The sequence below is a fragment of the Paenibacillus sp. YAE3 genome, from assembly GCF_057546105.1.
Genome location: NZ_BAAIYF010000005.1, coordinates 226,814 through 244,818 on the forward strand (window position 1 = coordinate 226,814; position 18,005 = coordinate 244,818).

General features: G+C 52.5%; 19 protein-coding genes. 8 read left to right on the top strand and 11 right to left on the bottom strand.

Annotated features, from left to right (window positions below):
- Window positions 1–16: 16 nt before the first annotated feature.
- The 3 genes from AC27KL_RS11940 to AC27KL_RS11950 are packed head-to-tail and all read right to left on the bottom strand — an operon-like array spanning window position 17 to window position 2,611.
- Window positions 17–1,090 (bottom strand): metal ABC transporter substrate-binding protein, encoded by a 1,074-nt coding sequence (locus tag AC27KL_RS11940; protein ID WP_487169803.1) that lies wholly within the window; start codon window positions 1,088–1,090, stop codon window positions 17–19.
- A complete protein-coding gene (locus tag AC27KL_RS11945) occupies window positions 1,090–1,968 on the bottom strand; it encodes a metal ABC transporter permease (RefSeq protein WP_487169804.1) in 879 nt (292 codons plus the stop codon). Before AC27KL_RS11945 ends, AC27KL_RS11940 begins: the two co-directional genes overlap by 1 nt.
- On the bottom strand, window positions 1,955–2,611 hold the full coding sequence (locus AC27KL_RS11950; protein WP_487169805.1) for a metal ABC transporter ATP-binding protein: 657 nt from the start codon (window positions 2,609–2,611) through the stop codon (window positions 1,955–1,957). Before AC27KL_RS11950 ends, AC27KL_RS11945 begins: the two co-directional genes overlap by 14 nt.
- A 269-nt stretch (window positions 2,612–2,880) precedes the next feature.
- Between AC27KL_RS11950 and AC27KL_RS11955 the strand changes: the two genes are divergently transcribed.
- From AC27KL_RS11955 to AC27KL_RS11985, 7 genes are all read left to right on the top strand, one after another.
- The gene (locus AC27KL_RS11955; protein ID WP_487169806.1) at window positions 2,881–3,462 is read left to right on the top strand and encodes a TetR/AcrR family transcriptional regulator; all 582 of its coding nucleotides are present in this window, start codon (window positions 2,881–2,883) and stop codon (window positions 3,460–3,462) included.
- Window positions 3,463–3,486: 24 nt separating this feature from the next.
- Entirely contained in the window at window positions 3,487–4,692 is a 1,206-nt protein-coding gene (locus tag AC27KL_RS11960; protein ID WP_487169807.1) for an MFS transporter, read from the top strand.
- Between the two features lie 141 nt (window positions 4,693–4,833).
- Window positions 4,834–5,409, top strand: coding sequence for a class I SAM-dependent methyltransferase (locus AC27KL_RS11965; protein WP_487169939.1), 576 nt, complete (start codon window positions 4,834–4,836; stop codon window positions 5,407–5,409).
- Window positions 5,402–6,037: a phosphatase PAP2 family protein gene (locus AC27KL_RS11970; protein ID WP_487169808.1), complete on the top strand. Its 636-nt coding sequence runs from the start codon at window positions 5,402–5,404 to the stop codon at window positions 6,035–6,037. The genes AC27KL_RS11965 and AC27KL_RS11970 overlap by 8 nt, the downstream gene beginning before the upstream one ends.
- Window positions 6,027–6,644: a DedA family protein gene (locus AC27KL_RS11975; RefSeq protein WP_487169809.1), complete on the top strand. Its 618-nt coding sequence runs from the start codon at window positions 6,027–6,029 to the stop codon at window positions 6,642–6,644. Before AC27KL_RS11970 ends, AC27KL_RS11975 begins: the two co-directional genes overlap by 11 nt.
- Entirely contained in the window at window positions 6,641–7,339 is a 699-nt protein-coding gene (locus AC27KL_RS11980) for a response regulator transcription factor (RefSeq protein ID WP_487169810.1), read from the top strand. The genes AC27KL_RS11975 and AC27KL_RS11980 overlap by 4 nt, the downstream gene beginning before the upstream one ends.
- Window positions 7,332–8,414: a sensor histidine kinase gene (locus AC27KL_RS11985; protein WP_487169811.1), complete on the top strand. Its 1,083-nt coding sequence runs from the start codon at window positions 7,332–7,334 to the stop codon at window positions 8,412–8,414. The genes AC27KL_RS11980 and AC27KL_RS11985 overlap by 8 nt, the downstream gene beginning before the upstream one ends.
- A 57-nt stretch (window positions 8,415–8,471) precedes the next feature.
- Here the strand turns inward: AC27KL_RS11985 and AC27KL_RS11990 are convergent, their stop codons facing one another.
- From AC27KL_RS11990 to AC27KL_RS12005, 4 genes are all read right to left on the bottom strand, one after another.
- Window positions 8,472–9,392, bottom strand: coding sequence for a DMT family transporter (locus tag AC27KL_RS11990; protein WP_487169812.1), 921 nt, complete (start codon window positions 9,390–9,392; stop codon window positions 8,472–8,474).
- An 88-nt stretch (window positions 9,393–9,480) separates the two neighbouring features.
- Window positions 9,481–9,693 (bottom strand): hypothetical protein, encoded by a 213-nt coding sequence (locus AC27KL_RS11995; protein ID WP_487169813.1) that lies wholly within the window; start codon window positions 9,691–9,693, stop codon window positions 9,481–9,483.
- A 60-nt stretch (window positions 9,694–9,753) separates the two neighbouring features.
- Entirely contained in the window at window positions 9,754–11,838 is a 2,085-nt protein-coding gene (locus AC27KL_RS12000) for a WD40/YVTN/BNR-like repeat-containing protein (protein ID WP_487169814.1), read from the bottom strand.
- A gap of 265 nt (window positions 11,839–12,103) precedes the next feature.
- Entirely contained in the window at window positions 12,104–12,988 is an 885-nt protein-coding gene (locus tag AC27KL_RS12005) for a LysR family transcriptional regulator (RefSeq protein WP_487169815.1), read from the bottom strand.
- A gap of 143 nt (window positions 12,989–13,131) precedes the next feature.
- Between AC27KL_RS12005 and AC27KL_RS12010 the strand changes: the two genes are divergently transcribed.
- Entirely contained in the window at window positions 13,132–14,151 is a 1,020-nt protein-coding gene (locus AC27KL_RS12010) for an alpha/beta fold hydrolase (protein ID WP_487169816.1), read from the top strand.
- A gap of 305 nt (window positions 14,152–14,456) precedes the next feature.
- Here the strand turns inward: AC27KL_RS12010 and AC27KL_RS12015 are convergent, their stop codons facing one another.
- The 4 genes from AC27KL_RS12015 to AC27KL_RS12030 all read right to left on the bottom strand — a co-directional run bounded on the left by AC27KL_RS12015 (window position 14,457) and on the right by AC27KL_RS12030 (window position 17,836).
- Complete coding sequence (locus AC27KL_RS12015; RefSeq protein WP_487169817.1) at window positions 14,457–15,368, bottom strand: sensor histidine kinase; 912 nt, start codon at window positions 15,366–15,368, stop codon at window positions 14,457–14,459.
- Between the two features lie 17 nt (window positions 15,369–15,385).
- A complete protein-coding gene (locus AC27KL_RS12020; protein ID WP_487169818.1) occupies window positions 15,386–16,147 on the bottom strand; it encodes an ABC transporter permease in 762 nt (253 codons plus the stop codon).
- Window positions 16,140–17,063: an ABC transporter ATP-binding protein gene (locus AC27KL_RS12025; RefSeq protein ID WP_487169819.1), complete on the bottom strand. Its 924-nt coding sequence runs from the start codon at window positions 17,061–17,063 to the stop codon at window positions 16,140–16,142. The genes AC27KL_RS12020 and AC27KL_RS12025 overlap by 8 nt, the downstream gene beginning before the upstream one ends.
- A gap of 80 nt (window positions 17,064–17,143) precedes the next feature.
- On the bottom strand, window positions 17,144–17,836 hold the full coding sequence (locus tag AC27KL_RS12030) for a response regulator transcription factor (RefSeq protein ID WP_487169820.1): 693 nt from the start codon (window positions 17,834–17,836) through the stop codon (window positions 17,144–17,146).
- Between the last annotated feature and the right edge of the window lie 169 nt (window positions 17,837–18,005).

Here is an 18,005-nt window from a genome sequence, read left to right on the forward strand (position 1 = left end):
TTCTCCCCTCAAGATCCTATTCGTTTAACGCTTTTTTCAGCTCCTCCAGGTTGGCGCGCATGACGGAGATATAGTCCATGTTTTTCGCCTGTTCCTCCGCTGTCAATCCTTCAAGAGGGTTCAGGACGGCGGTTTTCGCCCCGAGCTCCTTGGCGATCGTATCGGCAACCTGGGAGGAGACAAGCGTCTCGAAAAATATCGTTTTGACCTGATGCTCTTTCGCGAACTTGACCACATCCGCCATGGCGGACGCCGACGGTTCCTGTTCCGGAGACAACCCGGCAATCGGCACCTGCGTTAAACCGTATGTCTTGGCCAAATATCCGAAAGCGGCATGCTGGGTAATGAAATCCTTTCGTTTTGCGTTTTGCAGCTCCTTCTTGTAATCCGCATCCAGCTGCTCCAGCTTCGCGACGTAAGCGTCCGCGTTTTTCGTGAATTGTTCCTTATGTTCCGGAGCCTTTTCGATCAGGGCCGCTTCGATGTTCCGGACTTCCTTGACGGCCAACTGCGGGGATAGCCATACGTGCGGGTCCAATCCCCCGTGATCGTGATCGTGTTCATGCTCATGTTCGTGTGCATCCTCATGGGAATGCCCCGCTTCCGCATCATGGTCTTCCGCAGCATCATGTTTGTCACCGGCCTCATGTGCCGAATGCGCAGCTTCCCCGTGCCCGTGCTCTCCCTCGGCGCCTTCGATCAGCTCCAGTCCCTTGCTTGCTTCGACGACGCTCAAATTTTTGTTGCCCGAACTGTTCAGGATTTGATCGATCCATCCTTCCAGGCCGGCGCCGTTATACACAAGCACGTCCGCCTGCTCGATTTTCCCCATGTCCTGCGGCGTCGGATCCCAATCATGGGGCTCCACGTCCGGCGGAATGAGCAGGTTCACCTCCGCCAAATCCCCCGCTACCTGACGGGCGAATTCATACATCGGATAAAAGCTAGCTTCGATCTTCAGCTTCTGCTTTTGCGCGGCGGGCTGCGCCCCGGCCGGTGCCGAAACCTCCTCTTTTTGACCGCAGCCGGCCAAGGAAACGGCCAGTGCGGCAATCGTAAGCGCGGATACAAAAGGAATCCGTTTTTTCATTATTTTGAAGCTCCTTCCTTCAAAGTTTGATGGGTTTGCTGCCGTACAGGCATGCCGGCTTTGGCGATACGCCGTTTGGCGGTCCGTTTGGCCACTCGTTTGACGCCGATGCCGACCAGCAGAATGGCAAGCAGAATCAGGGCAATGATCCCCCCGGGCGGGGTATTCGTGTAATAGGAAGCGGTCAGGCCGCTGAACACCCCGACCATGCCGGTGGCGACCGCAAGAATCGCGGCCGACGCGAAACCTCCTGCAAAACGGAGGGCAAAAGCCGAAGGCAATACGATCATGGAGGACACGAGCAGAACCCCGACGATCGGCATCGCAGCCGCAACGATCATGCCCGTGACCACCGCAAAAGCGAACGACAGCAGCTTGACGCGCACCCCGCTGACCGCGGCCGTATCTTCCTCGAAGGTTAGACTGTAAAGCGGTCTGCGCAGCAGGACGAAAAACAGCAGCCCGATCAGCGTCACGACGGCGATGACGGCGAGCTGGGTCTCGCTGACCGCCACGATGGAGCCGAACAGGTAGGCGTTAAAACTTTTGTTCAGGCTCGTCTTCAGGCTCATCAGCACCATCGCAAGCGCCAGCCCCGAGGTCATAATGATCGCCACGGGCACTTCGCTGTAGGAACGGTACGTCCGCCGCAGCTGCTCGATGACGATTCCTCCCAATATGGCGAAAAGAAATCCGCATAACACCGGGCTGAGATGGAGCACGGAGCCAAGCGCGACCCCGGCCATCGAAACATGCGAGAGCGTATCCGACATCAGGGATTGCCTTCTGAGCACAAGATACACGCCAAGCACCGGCGCAATGAGCGAAATCAAGCCAGCCGCCAAAAACGCCCGCTGCATAAATTCATATTGAAACATCGCTTTCTTCCTTCCCTTCCAGATAAATCACGCGGTCCAGGTAATCTTGGGCTTCGTCCAGCCCGTGGGTCACCATGATCACCGTCCTGCCTTCCTCTTTGACCTGCTGCCGCATCCACTCGTAAAAACGAGTGCGGCTCGCGGCATCCATTCCGGTGACGGGCTCATCCAAAACGAGCAGATCCGGCTGCTGCACGATCGCCCTGGCGATGCATGCCTTTTGCTTTTGCCCTCCGGACAACTCCCCGATTTTCCGGTTTCGCAGCTCCCACAAGCCGACCGCTTTTAGCGCCTCCTCCACAAGCTCATGCTGCTCCCGGCGAAAACGCCGGAACAAACCGAGCTCCGGGTAACATCCCGACCGGACCAATTCGATGACTTTGCTGGGAAACCCGGCATTAAAAGAAGAGGCCTGCTGAGGAACGTACGCCACCCGGCTCCGGCCGAGTTCCGCCGAAAACCTGACCGTGCCGCTCCATGGCTTCAGGAGGCCGAGCATCAGCTTTAACAGCGTCGTTTTGGCCGCCCCGTTCGGGCCGCTGACGGCAATGAATTCTCCGGCATGAATATCCACGGATACATTCCGGATCACAGGTTCGTTTTCGTATCCAAACACGATATCGCGTAATGAGCAAAGGATCATATGTATCCTCCTTGACGGTATTAATAGTAATAATTACGATTTGAAAACAGGCAAAAAAAATATCCTCTGCTGTGTACGCACATATTAGGTACGAGTGAACCAGCTCATCTTCCCTTATTCGTAATTATTACGTTTAACATTAAAACATACATTTTTTGCTCTGGCAAGTTATTCGTAACAATTACTATTAAAAAATTTAGGCTCTTGCTTATCAAGCGATCATCTGTTAAGATAACTGACGAACGTTCGTTAGTTGGAGGTGCACGTGATTGAAAGCCGATGAAATTAAGGATGCCGCCCTGAAATTTTTCACGATACACGGCTATGAAGGGGCCTCCCTTTCCCAAATCGCCGAAGAAGTCGGTATGAAAAAACAGTCCCTTTACGCACACTTTAAAGGAAAAGACGATTTGTTCCTGCAGGTGCTGCGGGATGCGAAAGAGGCCGAGCGCGCTTCGAAGCTCGAATATATGAGCGGATTCGATAAGCATCATCCGGAGCGGGATCTTTACGGATTTTTGCGGCTGGTCATCGATTTGTTCCAGAAAAACGAGCAGTTGAAGTTTTGGCTGCGGACGTCCTTTTTCCCGCCGGCACATCTGGCCGATGCGATCGGACAGGAAGTCGTCGACATCGAAACCGAAATTCAGGGCGTACTCGAACGAAAATTCAAGGATTGGATCGATACGAAGGCCATATACGGCGAGTCGGCCAAAACGCCGACGCTTGCATTCCTCGGAATCGTCGATTCCATCATGCTGAGCCTGGTGTACGACAATGACGAACAGCGGCTGGAAGAAAAATTGGAAGCCTGCTGGACCGTATTTTGGCGAGGCATATCGCATCCATGATTTTTACGGAAAGAGTGTTGAGACATGAAAAAACCAATTAAAGAGCAAAAAGCGGTGCTGCTCATTCTGTTGAGCAACGTGTTCATTGCGTTTCTGGGGGTCGGCCTGATCATCCCCGTCATGCCGTCCTTTATGGATATGATGCATTTATCGGGCAAAACGATGGGGGCGCTCGTCGCGGTATTCGCGGTGTCCCAGCTGGTGATGTCGCCGTTTGCGGGCCGCTGGGTCGACCGCTACGGCCGGAAAAAAATCATCGTCATCGGCCTGTTCCTGTTTGGCGTGTCCGAGCTGATCTTCGGGGTGGGCACGAACGTATGGGTGCTTTATTTCGCAAGGGTGTTGGGAGGCTTCAGCGCCGCCTTTATCATGCCCAGCGCGACCGCATACGTGGCCGACATCACCAGCGTCGAGGAACGTCCAAAGGCCATGGGGTATATCTCCGCCGCGATCAGTACCGGCTTTATTATCGGCCCCGGCATCGGCGGCTTCATCGCGGAATACGGAATTCGCGTTCCTTTCTTTTTTGCCGCGGTCATCGCCTTCCTGGCATGCGTAATTTCCATCTTTATTTTGAAGGAGCCGCTGACCAAGGAAGAACTCGCGGAAATCGCCGCGAACGCAAAGCAAACCAATTTTTTGGGCGATTTGAAAAAATCGCTTCAACCGCTCTACTTTATCGCGTTTATCATCGTATTTGTGCTTGCGTTCGGCCTGTCGGCCTACGAGACGGTGTTCAGCTTGGTTTCCGACCATAAATTCGGGTTCACGCCCAAAGATATTGCGGCCATTATTACGATCAGCTCCATCTTCGGGGTCGTCGTCCAAATATTCTTGTTCGGTAAAATGGTGGACATTCTCGGCGAAAAAAGGCTCATTCAGTGGTGCCTGATCGTCGGCGCGGTGCTGGCGGTCGTATCCACCGTGATCTCCGGCTTTATGGCGGTCCTGGTGGTAACGAGCTTTATTTTCCTTGCGTTTGACCTGCTTCGCCCGGCCTTGACGACGTTTTTGTCCAAATCGGCCGGGAAAGACCAAGGGTTTGTCGCGGGGATGAACTCGACGTATACGAGCCTCGGCAATATCGCCGGTCCGGCGGTGGGCGGCATCTTGTTCGACGTCAACGTCAATTATCCTTACCTGTTCGCCGCCGTCGTCATTGTCATCGGCCTTGCCATTACCGTCATGTGGAAAGAAAAGCAATGGGGAGAAAACGAAACGACTGCATAACGAAAACGCCGTTGCCGGGGAAATCCGGTGCGGCGTTTTTTTTCGGTTTGCTTCAGAAATTCTTCAGATTTTCCTTTGCTTGTTCCCAAGAAAATTTTTTTAACATGGGAATATGCAAAAGCAAGGGAGAGAAATCCGATGATGAAGCATATCCAAGAAAAAATGCTGTTTCTGTACAAATTTTCGCAGGCGCCGAAACAAATCGGCAGCGTGACGCCGAGTTCGGCTTTTTTGGCCCGGAAAATGCTTGAGGCGGCCGACTGGCGGCAAACCCGGCATATAGCCGAGCTCGGCGCGGGAACCGGCGCGATTACCAAGTACATTGACGCTTATAACATCAACCGGGCGAATGTGATGTTATTCGAAAAAGATGCGGTGCTCCGCGGCGGATTAACCAGGGATTTCCCCCGTTTTTCGTGTTACCCCGATGCCTGCCGGCTTCGGGAAGCGCTGCGGGCCGAGGGTGTCGATCGGCTGGATTGCATTTTGAGCGGCCTGCCGTTTTTTAATTTTCCGCAACGGCTTCGCGATCAGCTGATGGACGAAATCATGGGTTCGCTAAAACCCGGAGGTTTGTTCATCGCCTTCCAATATTCGCAGCAAATGAAAAAGCAGCTCGGCGCGTTGTTCGACATCGAGCATGTCCATTACGTCCCGTTGAATATTCCCCCGGCATTTGTGTACGTTTGCCGCAAGCGATATGATACGTATGAATAAGAAGCTTGCAGCCTATCTGCCGCTTGGATGGCTCCTTGCCATTCCCGTCTTGAACGTGTTTTACGGCTTGCTCAATCATGGCGGGGCCGATACGGCCCAATTGATCACCGAATGGGACCGACGGATCCCTTTCATGCCCGTCTTCATTATCCCGTACCTGATCTGGTACCCTTACGTCTTTTTGATGTTTGTCGTGTTTTTCAAGAAGGACCGGCGGGTCTACTACCGCAGCTTAACGTTGACCTGCATCGGCCTTGCCGTCTGTTATGGCTGCTTTTATCTGTTCCAAACGACGCTGCAGCGGCCGGAAATCGGCGAAGGCGGCGTGCTGAATGCGCTTGTCGGCTTCGTTTACGCGACGGACGCGCCTTACAATTGCTTTCCGAGCATTCACGTCCTGACCAGCCATATCGTCCTGAAAGCGGCCTTCCAGTGCAATCCGGGCAAGCGCTTAAAAACAGCCGCATTCGTCGTCTCCTGGATGATCATCGCCTCTACGCTGCTCGTCAAACAGCATGTCTTGGCGGACGCGGCGGGTGGCATCCTGTTGTCCGAATTGCTTTATTACGGGATCGGCAGGAACCTATTCAAGGATGAAAAAAAGGAGCGCGCAGCCTATGAATGCTGATACGCTGCTTTCCTTCATCGGGCATTTTGGTTATGCCGCGCTGTTTTTTGCCTTGTGGCTTGGCATCGTCGGCATGCCGGTTCCGGACGAAGTGATCGTCATGACCGGAGGGGCTTTGACCGCAAACGGTTTTCTTCAAATGCTCCCCGCCTTCATGCTCACCTATCTGGGAGTCGTCTCCGGGTTGTCCTTAGGTTATGTGCTCGGCCGATTATTCGGGAATGCGGTGCTCGAGCGGCTTGGCCGGAAGAAAAACATAAAAAAATACGCCGACTTTTCAGAGGCGCTGGTGCGCAAGTACGGCAGCTTCGCGTTATGCATAAGCTATTTTTTCCCGGTCGTGCGCCACGTCATGCCGTACGTCGTCGGGCTGCACCGTATGCCGTTCCGGACATACGCGCTGTTCTCTTTTGCGACGGGCGGGATATGGACGGCGATATTTTTCGCCGCAGGACGTTTCGTAGGAGATCACGCGCAGGCAGTCGGCGAGCTGGTTTACCGATACGGTTTGCTGCTGGCCGGCGTCTCGGTTGCCGCTGTTGCCATTGCGGCGGTCGTTCGTCATCTATTCAAACCAAACCATTCGAAAGGAGATCGTTCGCTTTGAACCATACCGTGCTGGTCGTCGACGACGACCCGGAAATTCGCGACGTGGTGCATATTTTTCTGCTCAACGAAGGGCTTCGCGTGTTCGAAGCCGAAGACGGCCTCAAGGCTTTGGAGCTGCTCAAAAACGAGGCGGTGGATTTGATTATTTTGGACGTGATGATGCCCCATATGGACGGGATCAAGGCATGCCTCAAAATCCGCGAAACGATGAATATTCCGATCATCATGCTTTCCGCCAAAGGCGAAGACATCGATAAAATTACGGGGCTGACGACGGGAGCCGACGATTATGTCTCCAAACCGTTTAACCCGCTTGAGCTGGTGGCCCGGGTGAAGGCGCAGCTGCGCAGAATCAAGCTGGCAAGCGACGGCGGCAACCAGTCCCAATCCGGCGGTGCGATCATCGAAATCAACGACCTGATCATCGATAAAAGCCGCCATGTCGTGACGGTCCGCGGCAAGCAGGTCTCGCTGACCCCGATCGAATTTTCGATTCTGGAACTGATGGCCAGCCACCGCGGGCATGTTTTCAACGTGGAAAAAATCTACCGAGGCGTCTGGAAAGAAGACAAGTTTTTATCCGACAACACGATCATGGTCCATATCCGGAACATCCGCGAAAAAATCGAGGACAATCCGCGGGAACCCCGGTATATTAAAACGGTCTGGGGAGTGGGATATAAAGTTGAGTAAAGAGTTTCTTTCGTTCCTGGCCTCCTTTCTGACCGGAAAAAAGAACATCCGGGTCCGCATGTTTTGGGCCGCTGTCCTGAGCTTTATCCTGATGATTGCCTTCTCATGGATCCTGGCTTATTTTACGATCAATTGGGGGGATCTGGGGCCGGTCGGGAATTTTGCTTTTTTGGTCGTGACGTTTTTGTTTTTCTTTTTTATGCTGACGCGGCCGATCGTGCGGTATTTGCGGACGTTGGCCGACGGCCTCATGACGATTGCGGGCGGAAATCTCGACTACCGGCTCCCCGCGTCGAGCGAAGACGAGCTGGGGGAGGTCGCCAAAAGTATCAATTTCATGGCGGAACAGCTGCAGGAAAAAATGGACCTGGAGCGGCGGAGCGAGCAGTCCAAAATGGAGCTGATCACGGGCGTCTCCCATGATTTGCGGACGCCGCTGACCAGCATCATCGGTTATTTGAACCTGCTGAAAAATGACGATTATACGAATCTCGAGGAACATAAACGCTATATCGACAATGCGTACAACAAATCCCAGCAGCTGAAACAGCTGATCGACGATTTGTTCGAATACACGCGGTTAACGAGCGGCGCGGCAAACCTGAGCTTAACCAAGATGGACATGGCCGCATTGCTCGAGCAAATCATGAACGAATTCGAACCCATTGCTCAGGAAAATGCGCTTTCGGTGCGTTTGGTCCGGGACCCGGGGCCGATGTACGCGTCCATCGATACGGAAAAAATGGTCCGCGCCATCGACAACCTGTTAATGAACGCGCTCAAGTTTTCGTTTAAGCCCGGCGATATCACGGTACGGCTTTTGGAAAACTTCGGCGACATTTATTTCGCCGTCGAAAACGTCGGCAAGCCGATCGCAAAAGAGCAGGAAAAACTGTTGTTCGAACGGTTTTACAAGGCAGACCCGTCCCGCAGCGAATATCGCGCCTCCCCCGGCGCCGGCCTCGGGCTGTCCATCGCCAAAAACATCGCCGAACTGCACGGCGGTCGCATCGGCCTTAAACATAACAACGGGCACTTCACTTTTTTCATCGAGCTTCCCCGATGGTCCGAGTAGAAGTGCCCGCGTGCAGGCTTTATGCGCAGGTTAAACAAGCTCAAGGCCGGTGCTTCCCTATGCCGATTTTAACGGTTCGGCGGCCCGTTTGTCTTTCGCCTTCCATTTGAACCGGTCGGCGTTCAAAAACACGATCAATCCGAAGATGGCCAGCATGCCGCCGACGACCTGGAACCAGGTCATTTGTTCGCCGAGCAGCAGAAACGCAAGCAGGCTGGACCCGACCGGCTCGCCCAGGATGCTCATGGATATGGTCGTCGCCGAAACGTACTGAAGCAGCCAGTTGAACAGCAAATGGCCGAATACGGTCGGCACGACGGCCAGCAGCGCGAACATCGCCCAGTCCTGTCCGGGATAGTCCGTAAAAGAGATGCCGCACGCGGCGTTGTACACGGCAAACACGACCGTCGCCGACAAAAACACGACAAAGCTGTATACATAAGAGGAAACTTGCTGCACCACTTTTTGGCCGATCAGCATATGCACCGACACCGCAAGCGTGCCGAACATCGACAGCAAATCGCCGAGCAGATTGTCGCGAGAGACGCCGATGTCCCCCCAGCCGATCAGCACCGCCCCCACGATCGCCACGCCCATGCCGGCCATGGCGACCCGCGACGTCCGTTCCTTATAGATAAAAAAAGCGCCGATGACGATAAAAACCGGTTCCAAAGCCAAAATAATGGTCGAGCTGGATACCGTCGTCAGCTTGAGCGAACCCATCCACAGCAAAAAATGCAGCGCCAGAAAAAAACCCGAAGCAAACAGCATGAAGAGCTTTTTTCGGGTCAATGACTTCAGCTCCGCCAGATGGGGGCGGATAAACGGGAGCATCAGCAGCGCGGTCATCAGCAGCCGGTACATGCCCTGGATCGATGCGGGAGCCGACGACCATTTGACGAAAATGGAAGAAAACGAAACGGCGATGATGCCGATAACCAAAGGGATTGCGGTTGGAATGGGTGCGTTTTTTTTCATGATGTTTCCTTTCCCGTAACGGTGATCACAACAATCCATTGTATCACGGCCGTGCGAAAGCGGCTATCCCGACATTTTCCCCTTCCACTTAGCCAAATTGTTTTACCAGTACGGATATCAATCCGACCACGATAAATAACGAGCCGCCGAATATCCCGGCTTCCCCTTGATAACGGATCTCGTGCGGCTTGCTTTCGGCTTTGGGCGTACGCCTCAAGAAACGAAAGAGCCCGGAGTCCGGTTTTTTGGCGTCATACAGCCCCAGCAAAATCATGATGATGCCGATCAAAATCATAACCATGCCTTCATCTCCTATCGCTTTTTCTTGAATCGGGTAACCGTAGCGTTCATTCCCAAGATATTACGGCAAAACTTTCCAGGTTAGTCCTCCGTCCTTCGTTTCCGCCATCCCTCCGTCATAACGAAGCCAACCGTGTTTCACGTCCGCAAACCAAACGCTTTTCGCCCCGCTGATCCCGGACGCCGCAGGAATAGGACGGTCCGTCCACACCTTTCCGCCATCCGACGTCGTTAACAAATGCACCGCATCTCCATCGGAGCGGAAATCCTCAAAAACCGCCACACCGTGAAGGGAATCGGAAAAGCCGATCGCTTCCGGATACCAGCCCGCCGGCAGAGCAAGCACTTTTTGCTCCGGCTGTTCTCCCGTCAAACGCAACAATGCGGGGCCGCGTTGCCGATCCCCTTCCTGAACGGCCCACCCCTCCGCGATGGAGAAAAAATGCATCGGCGTTCCCAACCCGCTGCCGACGCCGACGCTCGATGGTTGCCAGCTGGCTCCGCCGTCCGACGTGCGCCAAATAGAGTTTCCCGAGCCCTTGAAAGCAATAAGGCCCTGCTTTTGGTCATAAAAACGGAAGAACGAAGGTTCGGATACGCCGCTCAGGCCGCGAAGGGAATCCACTGATACCTTTGCCCAATGCTTCCCGCCGTCCGACGTTTTCAGCAGCGTGCGATGGGGCTCATGCTCGCCGTAGGCAATGACGTACCCGTCCATCCGATTGATGAAGCTTGCTTTTTCAAGCCGCAAGTACCCGTCGATCCGGCCTTGCACGTTCCAGCTTGTTCCGCCGTCCACGGTTTGCAGCACCGCGTTGTTGTCCAGCAGCGTGCCTACGGCATAGCCATGGGAAGCGTCGACCATGGAGACGTCGCCGGTCGGCCGCACCGCCGGATAAACTTGCTTCCATGTCATCCCGCCGTCCGTGGAATGAAGCAGGAAGCCCGATTCATTGATGCCGTCCGCGGCGGCCCATATATTCTTCGCGCTTACCATTTGCACCTGATTGACGGCTACGGCGCGATTCGGGGCCACGCTCGCAAAGCTTTTGCCCCCGTCATGAGTGATCCAAATCCCCCCTTCGATCGGACCGGCGCCCGGATGAAGGGACATCACTCCAGTACTGGCATCCGCTAGCCGAATATCGGTTGGCGTCGGGCGTCCCGTGCGCTGCGTGCTCATTTTCGCCCAATGTTTGCCTCCGTCCGTCGTCCGGTACAGCTCTCCGCTCAGCATGCCTTCTTCGTCGGTCAGCAGCCAGCCGGTGCGTTCGTCCTTAAAATCGATGCCCAAGCTCGACAGCGGCGAATTTTTCCCCGTAAGCTCGAGCTGTTTCCGCCAGGTTCGGGCGCCGTCCGTCGTTTTCATAACGGCAAGCTTTCCCGTATCCGTACCCAGCGTCCCCGCCACGTAACCGGTCCGCTCGCTTGGAAAGCTCATATAAAGCGGAATGAAATGGTTGACGCCGAACGAAACCTGATCGAAACGAACGCCGCCGTCGCGGGTCACGTACAGACGGCCGTTGGCAAGCATCATCCCGTTTTTCGGGTTGTCGAAGGACAATCTGCGCATATTCGTAAACACATGGCTGTTGTCTTCCTGCGAGGCGGCCTTCCATAATGTCGTCCAGGTGTCCCCTCCGTTTGTCGTCCGGATCAGCCGGATGGTTTTGCACACGGTTGTACCCTTGGCGCTGCATTCTTCCTGAATAAGGCTCCAGCCGTTTTGCCCATCCGAGAAATCAAGCCCCAAAACAAGCTCGCCCGGCAAAGGTTTCTCCTTCCAATGCACGCCGCCGTCGGTGGTGGAAATGAGAGACAACGATTCCGCATAGGCCTGCTTGACGGCAAAACCGGTATCGCCGTTGACGAAATCGACCACCGGAAGCTCAAACGTGCTTGAACGGTTGTTGATTTTAACGGGATCTCCCTTTTGCAGTACGGCTGTGCCATCTGAACCTATTTTTGATGCTTTTGTCTCAGACATGGCATGGCTGTCCGCTGCCGCCGCTTTTGCCGGCAAAACCGTTCCCTCGTTGCCGGATGCGGCCATGATGCCGGAACCGGCGCGTATACAGCCTGACATCAACATCGCTGAAATAAGCAAGGCGGAGCCCGTTTGGGCAAGCCGCGTCATTATTCTCATGATAAACCTCCTTAACGCCCCGTTGGATAAAAATACCTTCTCCATTATAAAGTCGTCCGGGAGACAAGATGTTAAGGTTTCGTTGCAATCCGGAGTCAATTTGTTCTTTTTTGGCCAACATGAGGATTTACAAACACTGCAAAAAGAAGCAATGAAGCATTCATTACAAAAAACCGCCACCACAGAACGTGGTGACGTTTTTGTACGATATAAGGCCTATGCGCGGATCGAACCCCGACCGCATCGCTTCAAGTGGAACGTCCTTTCAAGCAAGAACTTCCCTCGCTGCTTCTATGAACGATAACATGATGGGCGAAAGCCACTTGTCTTTATGCCATGACATCTGCGTAAATACGTGAAGGTCCGGAATTTGCCATGGAAGGGCAACCAGTTCGCCCCGTTCAACTTCGGTTTTCACTACGATTTCAGGAAGAAAGGCAATGCCGATTCCCGAAATGGCGCATTGTTTGATGGCTTCCGCACTTTGAAACTCCAAATACGTAATACTATCCATGCCCTCTTTCTCAAATGACCGGTCAAACATGGTTCGATAGGGACAACCCTTTTCATTCGTCAGGAACACTTCACCGTGAAAATCATCCAGCTGCAGCACCGTTCGTTGGGCAAGCGGGTGGTCTGGAGCGGCAAAAAGGCGGAAAGTTTCTTCCAGTAAAGGCTCCACTGCAAGTCCGTTCGAGCGAATAGGCTCATCCAGCATAAAGACGACGTCCGCGGTTCCCTCAAAAAGCGATTGCTTGAGCTCCAGATTGGGAACGGAGCGGAAGATCAGGCGAACTCCCGGATGCTGCGAACGAAATCGTTGAAAGACAGCCGGAAGCCGGTAGACGCAAATCACCTCATTCGCGCTGATCGTCAGGGTGCCGCTTAGCACTTCGTTGTCGTGAACGACGCTGCGGGCTTCGTCCAATTTTTCCAGAACGCTTTGAATCTGAGTTAAAAAGCGTTTCCCCGCATGCGTGAGAACAAGCTGCTTCCCTAAACGGTCAAAAAGACGCACACCAAGCTCATCCTCCAATGCTTTGATTTGCATCGTGACGTTGGAGGGGACGTAGTTCAACGCTTCCGCAGCCCGACTGAAATTTAAAGTTGATGCAACCGTACGGAACGTAACCAGTTGGCGCAATTCCATCGTACGATCCCCCTTCAACTTTCAATTTTATTGAATACTAATATGAAAATCATTCACTTTTATTGAGAGTATCACAGATCTATACTAACAACAAGAAATACATTCTTTAAGGTGTGGTTCATTTTGAAGGGAGAGGCTGTACGATGGATTATGAAATTTTTGATTTGGGTGACGTAACCTTACAATCGGGAGTGACATTGCTGGGCGCTTTTCTGGCTTATAAGACTTATGGAACATTGAATGAAAAAAAGGATAATGTCATCGTCTATCCAACGGCTTTTGGCGATACGCATGTTCAGAATGAATGGTTGATTGGAAACGGTCTGGCACTGGATCCGCAAAAGTATTTCATCATCGTTCCAAATCTGCTGGGCAACGGATTATCTTCGTCTCCCAGCAACATGCCTTCGCCATTCGACCGGGCTAATTTTCCGCAGGTAACGATCTATGACAACGTTCAATTCCAGCATCGGCTGGTGACCGAAAAATTCGGCATTCAAAAGATCGCTCTCGTCGTCGGATGGTCCATGGGAGGCATTCAAGCCTTCCAATGGGGAGCCAGTTATCCCGACATGGTGGAACGAATTGCGCCTTTCGCCGGCGTTGCCAAGACCTGGCCCCAAACGTATGTGGTCCTGGAAGGAATGAAAGCTCCGCTCATGGCTGCAGTCGGCTTCGATTCAAGCAAGCTCAACCGGTTGACCTCTGCAGACATGCGTGCCGTTGGCCGTGTTTATGCGGGATGGGGCGTATCGTCAGCATTTTACAGAGAGGAGCTTTATCGTGTGATGGGATTTGACTCCTTGGCGGATTTTATGGTCGGCGTCTGGGAGGACAGCTTTATGCAGATGGATCCGCACAATGTGCTAGCCATGTTATGGACGGGCCAACATGCAGATATTAGTGCGAACCCCACTTATAACGGAGATTTCGATAAGGCGCTGGGAAGCATTAAAGCACTCGCCTGCGTCATGCCGGGAAGCACGGATCTCTTCTGCCCGGCGGACGATAATGAATACGAGGCAAATCGTATACCTAATGCTGAATTTAAACCGATCGAGTCGGTCTGGGGCCATTTTGCCGGTCGCGGAATCAACCCTAGCGACAATCAGTTTATTGATGATAACTTAAAACGCTTGTTGGCAACTTGTACGAACGGGTAAATCATCTTAGCATTGGGGTGTCCTGCCTTAATTTGATAGGAAGCTGTTGAACCTCCACCATAAAGGAATTGAAATAGGATTTATACCCTTCGGACTGTGAGAAACCCTGCCTTTTAAAGAGGAATAGGGTTTCTTGTTATTCCTGGGAGTCACAAAATTTGGAAAGTGATTAGATTGCCCCAGCTTTTCCAAGCGATCCAGGTGGATCGCTATTCTTCTTCATGTTCTGCTCCGCCGCTGTCATGGATCGAACCCCCTGGCTGCCTCATTGCTGCCAGCGACTCGCCCTACAGCCGTCGCCGGCTTCACTGCCCTTTTACTTTTTTCCAGCGGCAGACGAGCATTAACTTGTCACCGTCCAGTTCGGCCGTCAGCGTGCCGCCCATGTTGTTCATCAGGCTTTTGGCGATCGGAAGGCCAAGCCCGGATGTTTGGGCGGATCGGGCACGGTCTGCCGTATAGAACCGATCAAACAAAAGGTTAACGTCGCTTCCGGCCAGTTCCTTCGCATCGTTAATAATGGTCAAATCTACGGTCTCCTGCTGCTGTTCCAACCGGATGTCCACCTGACCGGAAGCATACTTGGCCGTGTTGGCAAGCAAGTTCTCAACGACTCTCCGCACGGCCGATTCGTCGGCGTATACGGACGCATTTCCCTCCGTCAGCCGTATGTCAGGCGTGATGCCCCGTTCGTTAAACGCATCGTAAAATTCGACCACAATGTCGGAGATCAGGGCGGTCAACCCAAGCTTTTCGGTTGTCAGCGGGTAATCCGGCGATTCGATCACGGACAGCTCAAAAAAATCGTTTAATAACGACTGCAGGCGTTTGGTTCGATTTTTCACGACCGCGATGTATTCGAGTTTCTCTTCAGGCGTTATGTTCTCCGCCTCCAACAACTGGATATAACCAAAGATAGAGGTTAACGGAGTACGGATATCATGGGAAATGTTCGCGGCCGCCTGCCGAAATTCGTTTTCGATTCGTCTTCGATGGGCTTCCGCTTCAACGATGAAATGAGACTGACGATTGATTTGCCCGGCAAGCGCTTCGAGCTTCGGGTCGAATAGGGCGACGTCGATTTTTTTGCCGGTTACTCCTTCGTTGTAGCTTCGCAATTGCTCCGTCATCCGCCCCAATTCTCTCCTCAGCATCAGTAGATGGACAAGCAGAAAAGCTGCTGCCGCCATGGATAAGATCGTCAGGACAAGCAGCACTCTCCTCACTCCCATCATTACTTAATATCTTTTCGCCGGAATACGAAAATGCCCAGCATCGCACATAAGACAATGGTCAATAACGGCACAAGCAGGAGCGCGGGCCAATCTCCGCTATCGATGCTCGGTTTGCTGATATCCCCAACCAGCTTGAATATCGAATAATCGTACAACTTGCGAAAAAATTCGACTTTCGAACCTATGCCGGCCAAAACGATATCGATCATCAGAAAGAAAATGATGGAAACCCCGATCGTTTTGCCGCTGTCCGTTAGGAAGACGGCAAACATCGCCCCAATGGCCGCGTAGGCCGCTGTATACAGCAGCGTCAAACCAAGCACCCTAGGTATAAAAAACTCACTGCTATCCGCCGGCAAATGACCAAAACCCGACAACAACGTAACTTCCACTGTACTGACGATTGGAAATACAAGAGAAACCACCATGGCACCCACAGCGAATCCGATGAGTTTGGCCGCATACAGCCGCCCTCTTGTGTTGCCCGACGAAGCGATCGTCTTCATGATACCCGCCGCGTACTCATTGCAAATGAAAAATCCGGCCAACACAGCAACACTGAATTTAATAGCGTAAGCATTGCTTGCAATAAAAGTGCTCAGAAACTGGGCTCCCGTGAATTGCGGCTCTCCGTTGGAGCGATGATCAAAATAATATAACAAGGGGTAAGCAAGCGAGACAACTGCAAGTGCAACCAGCAGCGTCCAGAACGATCTGTTCTTGCGAAGCTTGAAAAACTCGGCTCGGATCAGATTATACATGCGGATGACCTCCAATCCGCTTTGTAAAATAACTTTCCAAGTCTTCCCCCATTGGCATAAACTTCTCAATTTCCAGGCCCGCAGAGAAAAGCGCAGAAGAAATTTTACTTGGCTGCTCTATACGGTTGTATAATTTGATGGCTCCATCCTGCATCACTTCGAAATCGGTTGTGCCCAGCTCGTTCTGAATAACGGCTGCCGCCATGCCGGGATCATTTACTTTTATATACACATACTGCCGGCATTTTCCGTCCAACTCTTCGGCGGTAAGCTGCTCCAGCAGCCGGCCGCTGTGAATGATGCCGTAATGGCTTGCCATCAAATGCAACTCGCTTAGAATATGGCTTGAGATGAGGATCGTCATGCCGAGCTCCCGATTTAATTTCTTGAGCAGCTCCCGCATTTCAATAACGCCCATCGGATCCAATCCATTGGTCGGCTCATCCAAAATGAGGAATTCCGGATCGCCCAGCAAGGCGATCGCCAGACCCAGCCGCTGCTTCATGCCGAGCGAAAAATTTTTCGCTTTTTTCTTCCCGGTTCCGTCCAGCCCCACCTGCTTGAGGATTTGGGGAACGCAATCTTTGCCGGGAATGCCGCGCAGAATCCGGTTCGCCTCCAGGTTCTCGCTGGCGGTCATATGAGGAAACAACGCAGGGCTCTCAATAATCGAGCCGATCCGTTTGCGAGCCTCGGTTAAAGCCTTACCTTCGCTGGCGCCGAACAGCTCGATCGATCCCTCGGTCGGAAAGGCCAGTCCCGTTACAAGGCGGATCAACGTTGATTTTCCTGCTCCGTTTTGCCCAATGAAGCCGTAAATCGCACCTCTCCGAATGGACAAATTAACTTTGTCCAACGCTGTATGACCTTTGAACTTTTTGGATAGCTGGTTTGTTTTTAATACATACTCCTGCATCTTCTTGGCCTCCTTTTTGTGATAGACCAAGTATAGAAATCAAAACATAAGTAGATCTAAAGCCAAAACTTAAAAATATCTTAAGGTTTTAAGCGATATCCCATGCCCCATACCGTCTCGATAAAATCGCTTTGCGGAGCGGCCTTTAACAGCTTGCTGCGTAAATTGCTCATATGAACATTAATGATGTTGTCGTCGCCATAGAATGGTTCCTGCCAAACTCTTTCATACAAATTGGATTTCGTGAAAACCTTCTTCGGTGCCGACATGAGCAACGAAAGAATCTCAAATTCCCGCGCTGTGAGATTCAACTCAGCCCCATCTGCTGTAACCGACATGGCGTCCCGATCAAGTACAAGCCCTTTATGTTGCAGCACACTAGGCAAAACCGGCTGTGCGATTCGTGCATACGTACGCAGATGGGAATCGATTCGAGCAGATACTTCCTCAACGTCGAACGGTTTCGTAATGAAGTCATCCGCTCCCCCGCGCAGGACAGACACTTTGGTCTTTGGCTCGTCTTTGGCCGATATGATAAGAACCGGCATATCATCACGTCTGTCGATACGTTCAAGCAGTTCTTCTCCAGTCATTCCTGGCAGCATCAAATCGAGAAGCAGCATGCTCCAGCGGCGCTGCTCCAGGTAGAGAAGCGCCTCTGTTCCGGAGTAAGCCGGCTGCGGGATATAACCGCTTTTCTTAATCATGCTGCAAAGAAGTCGACTGATATCATTATCGTCCTCGGCAACCAGAATATGTATCGGATTGTTCATGAAGTGCTCCTTTGCTATCTTTCATGTTTCTATGGTTATGAATCGATATTACCACCAGATTTTCGCCAGTTCTACAATATTTATGAATTGAACCTCCCTTGTTTTCGCAAAAAAAAGAGCCTTTCGGGATGATCTGCCGCTGCCGTTCCCTTAGGCTCCGATGTCGATG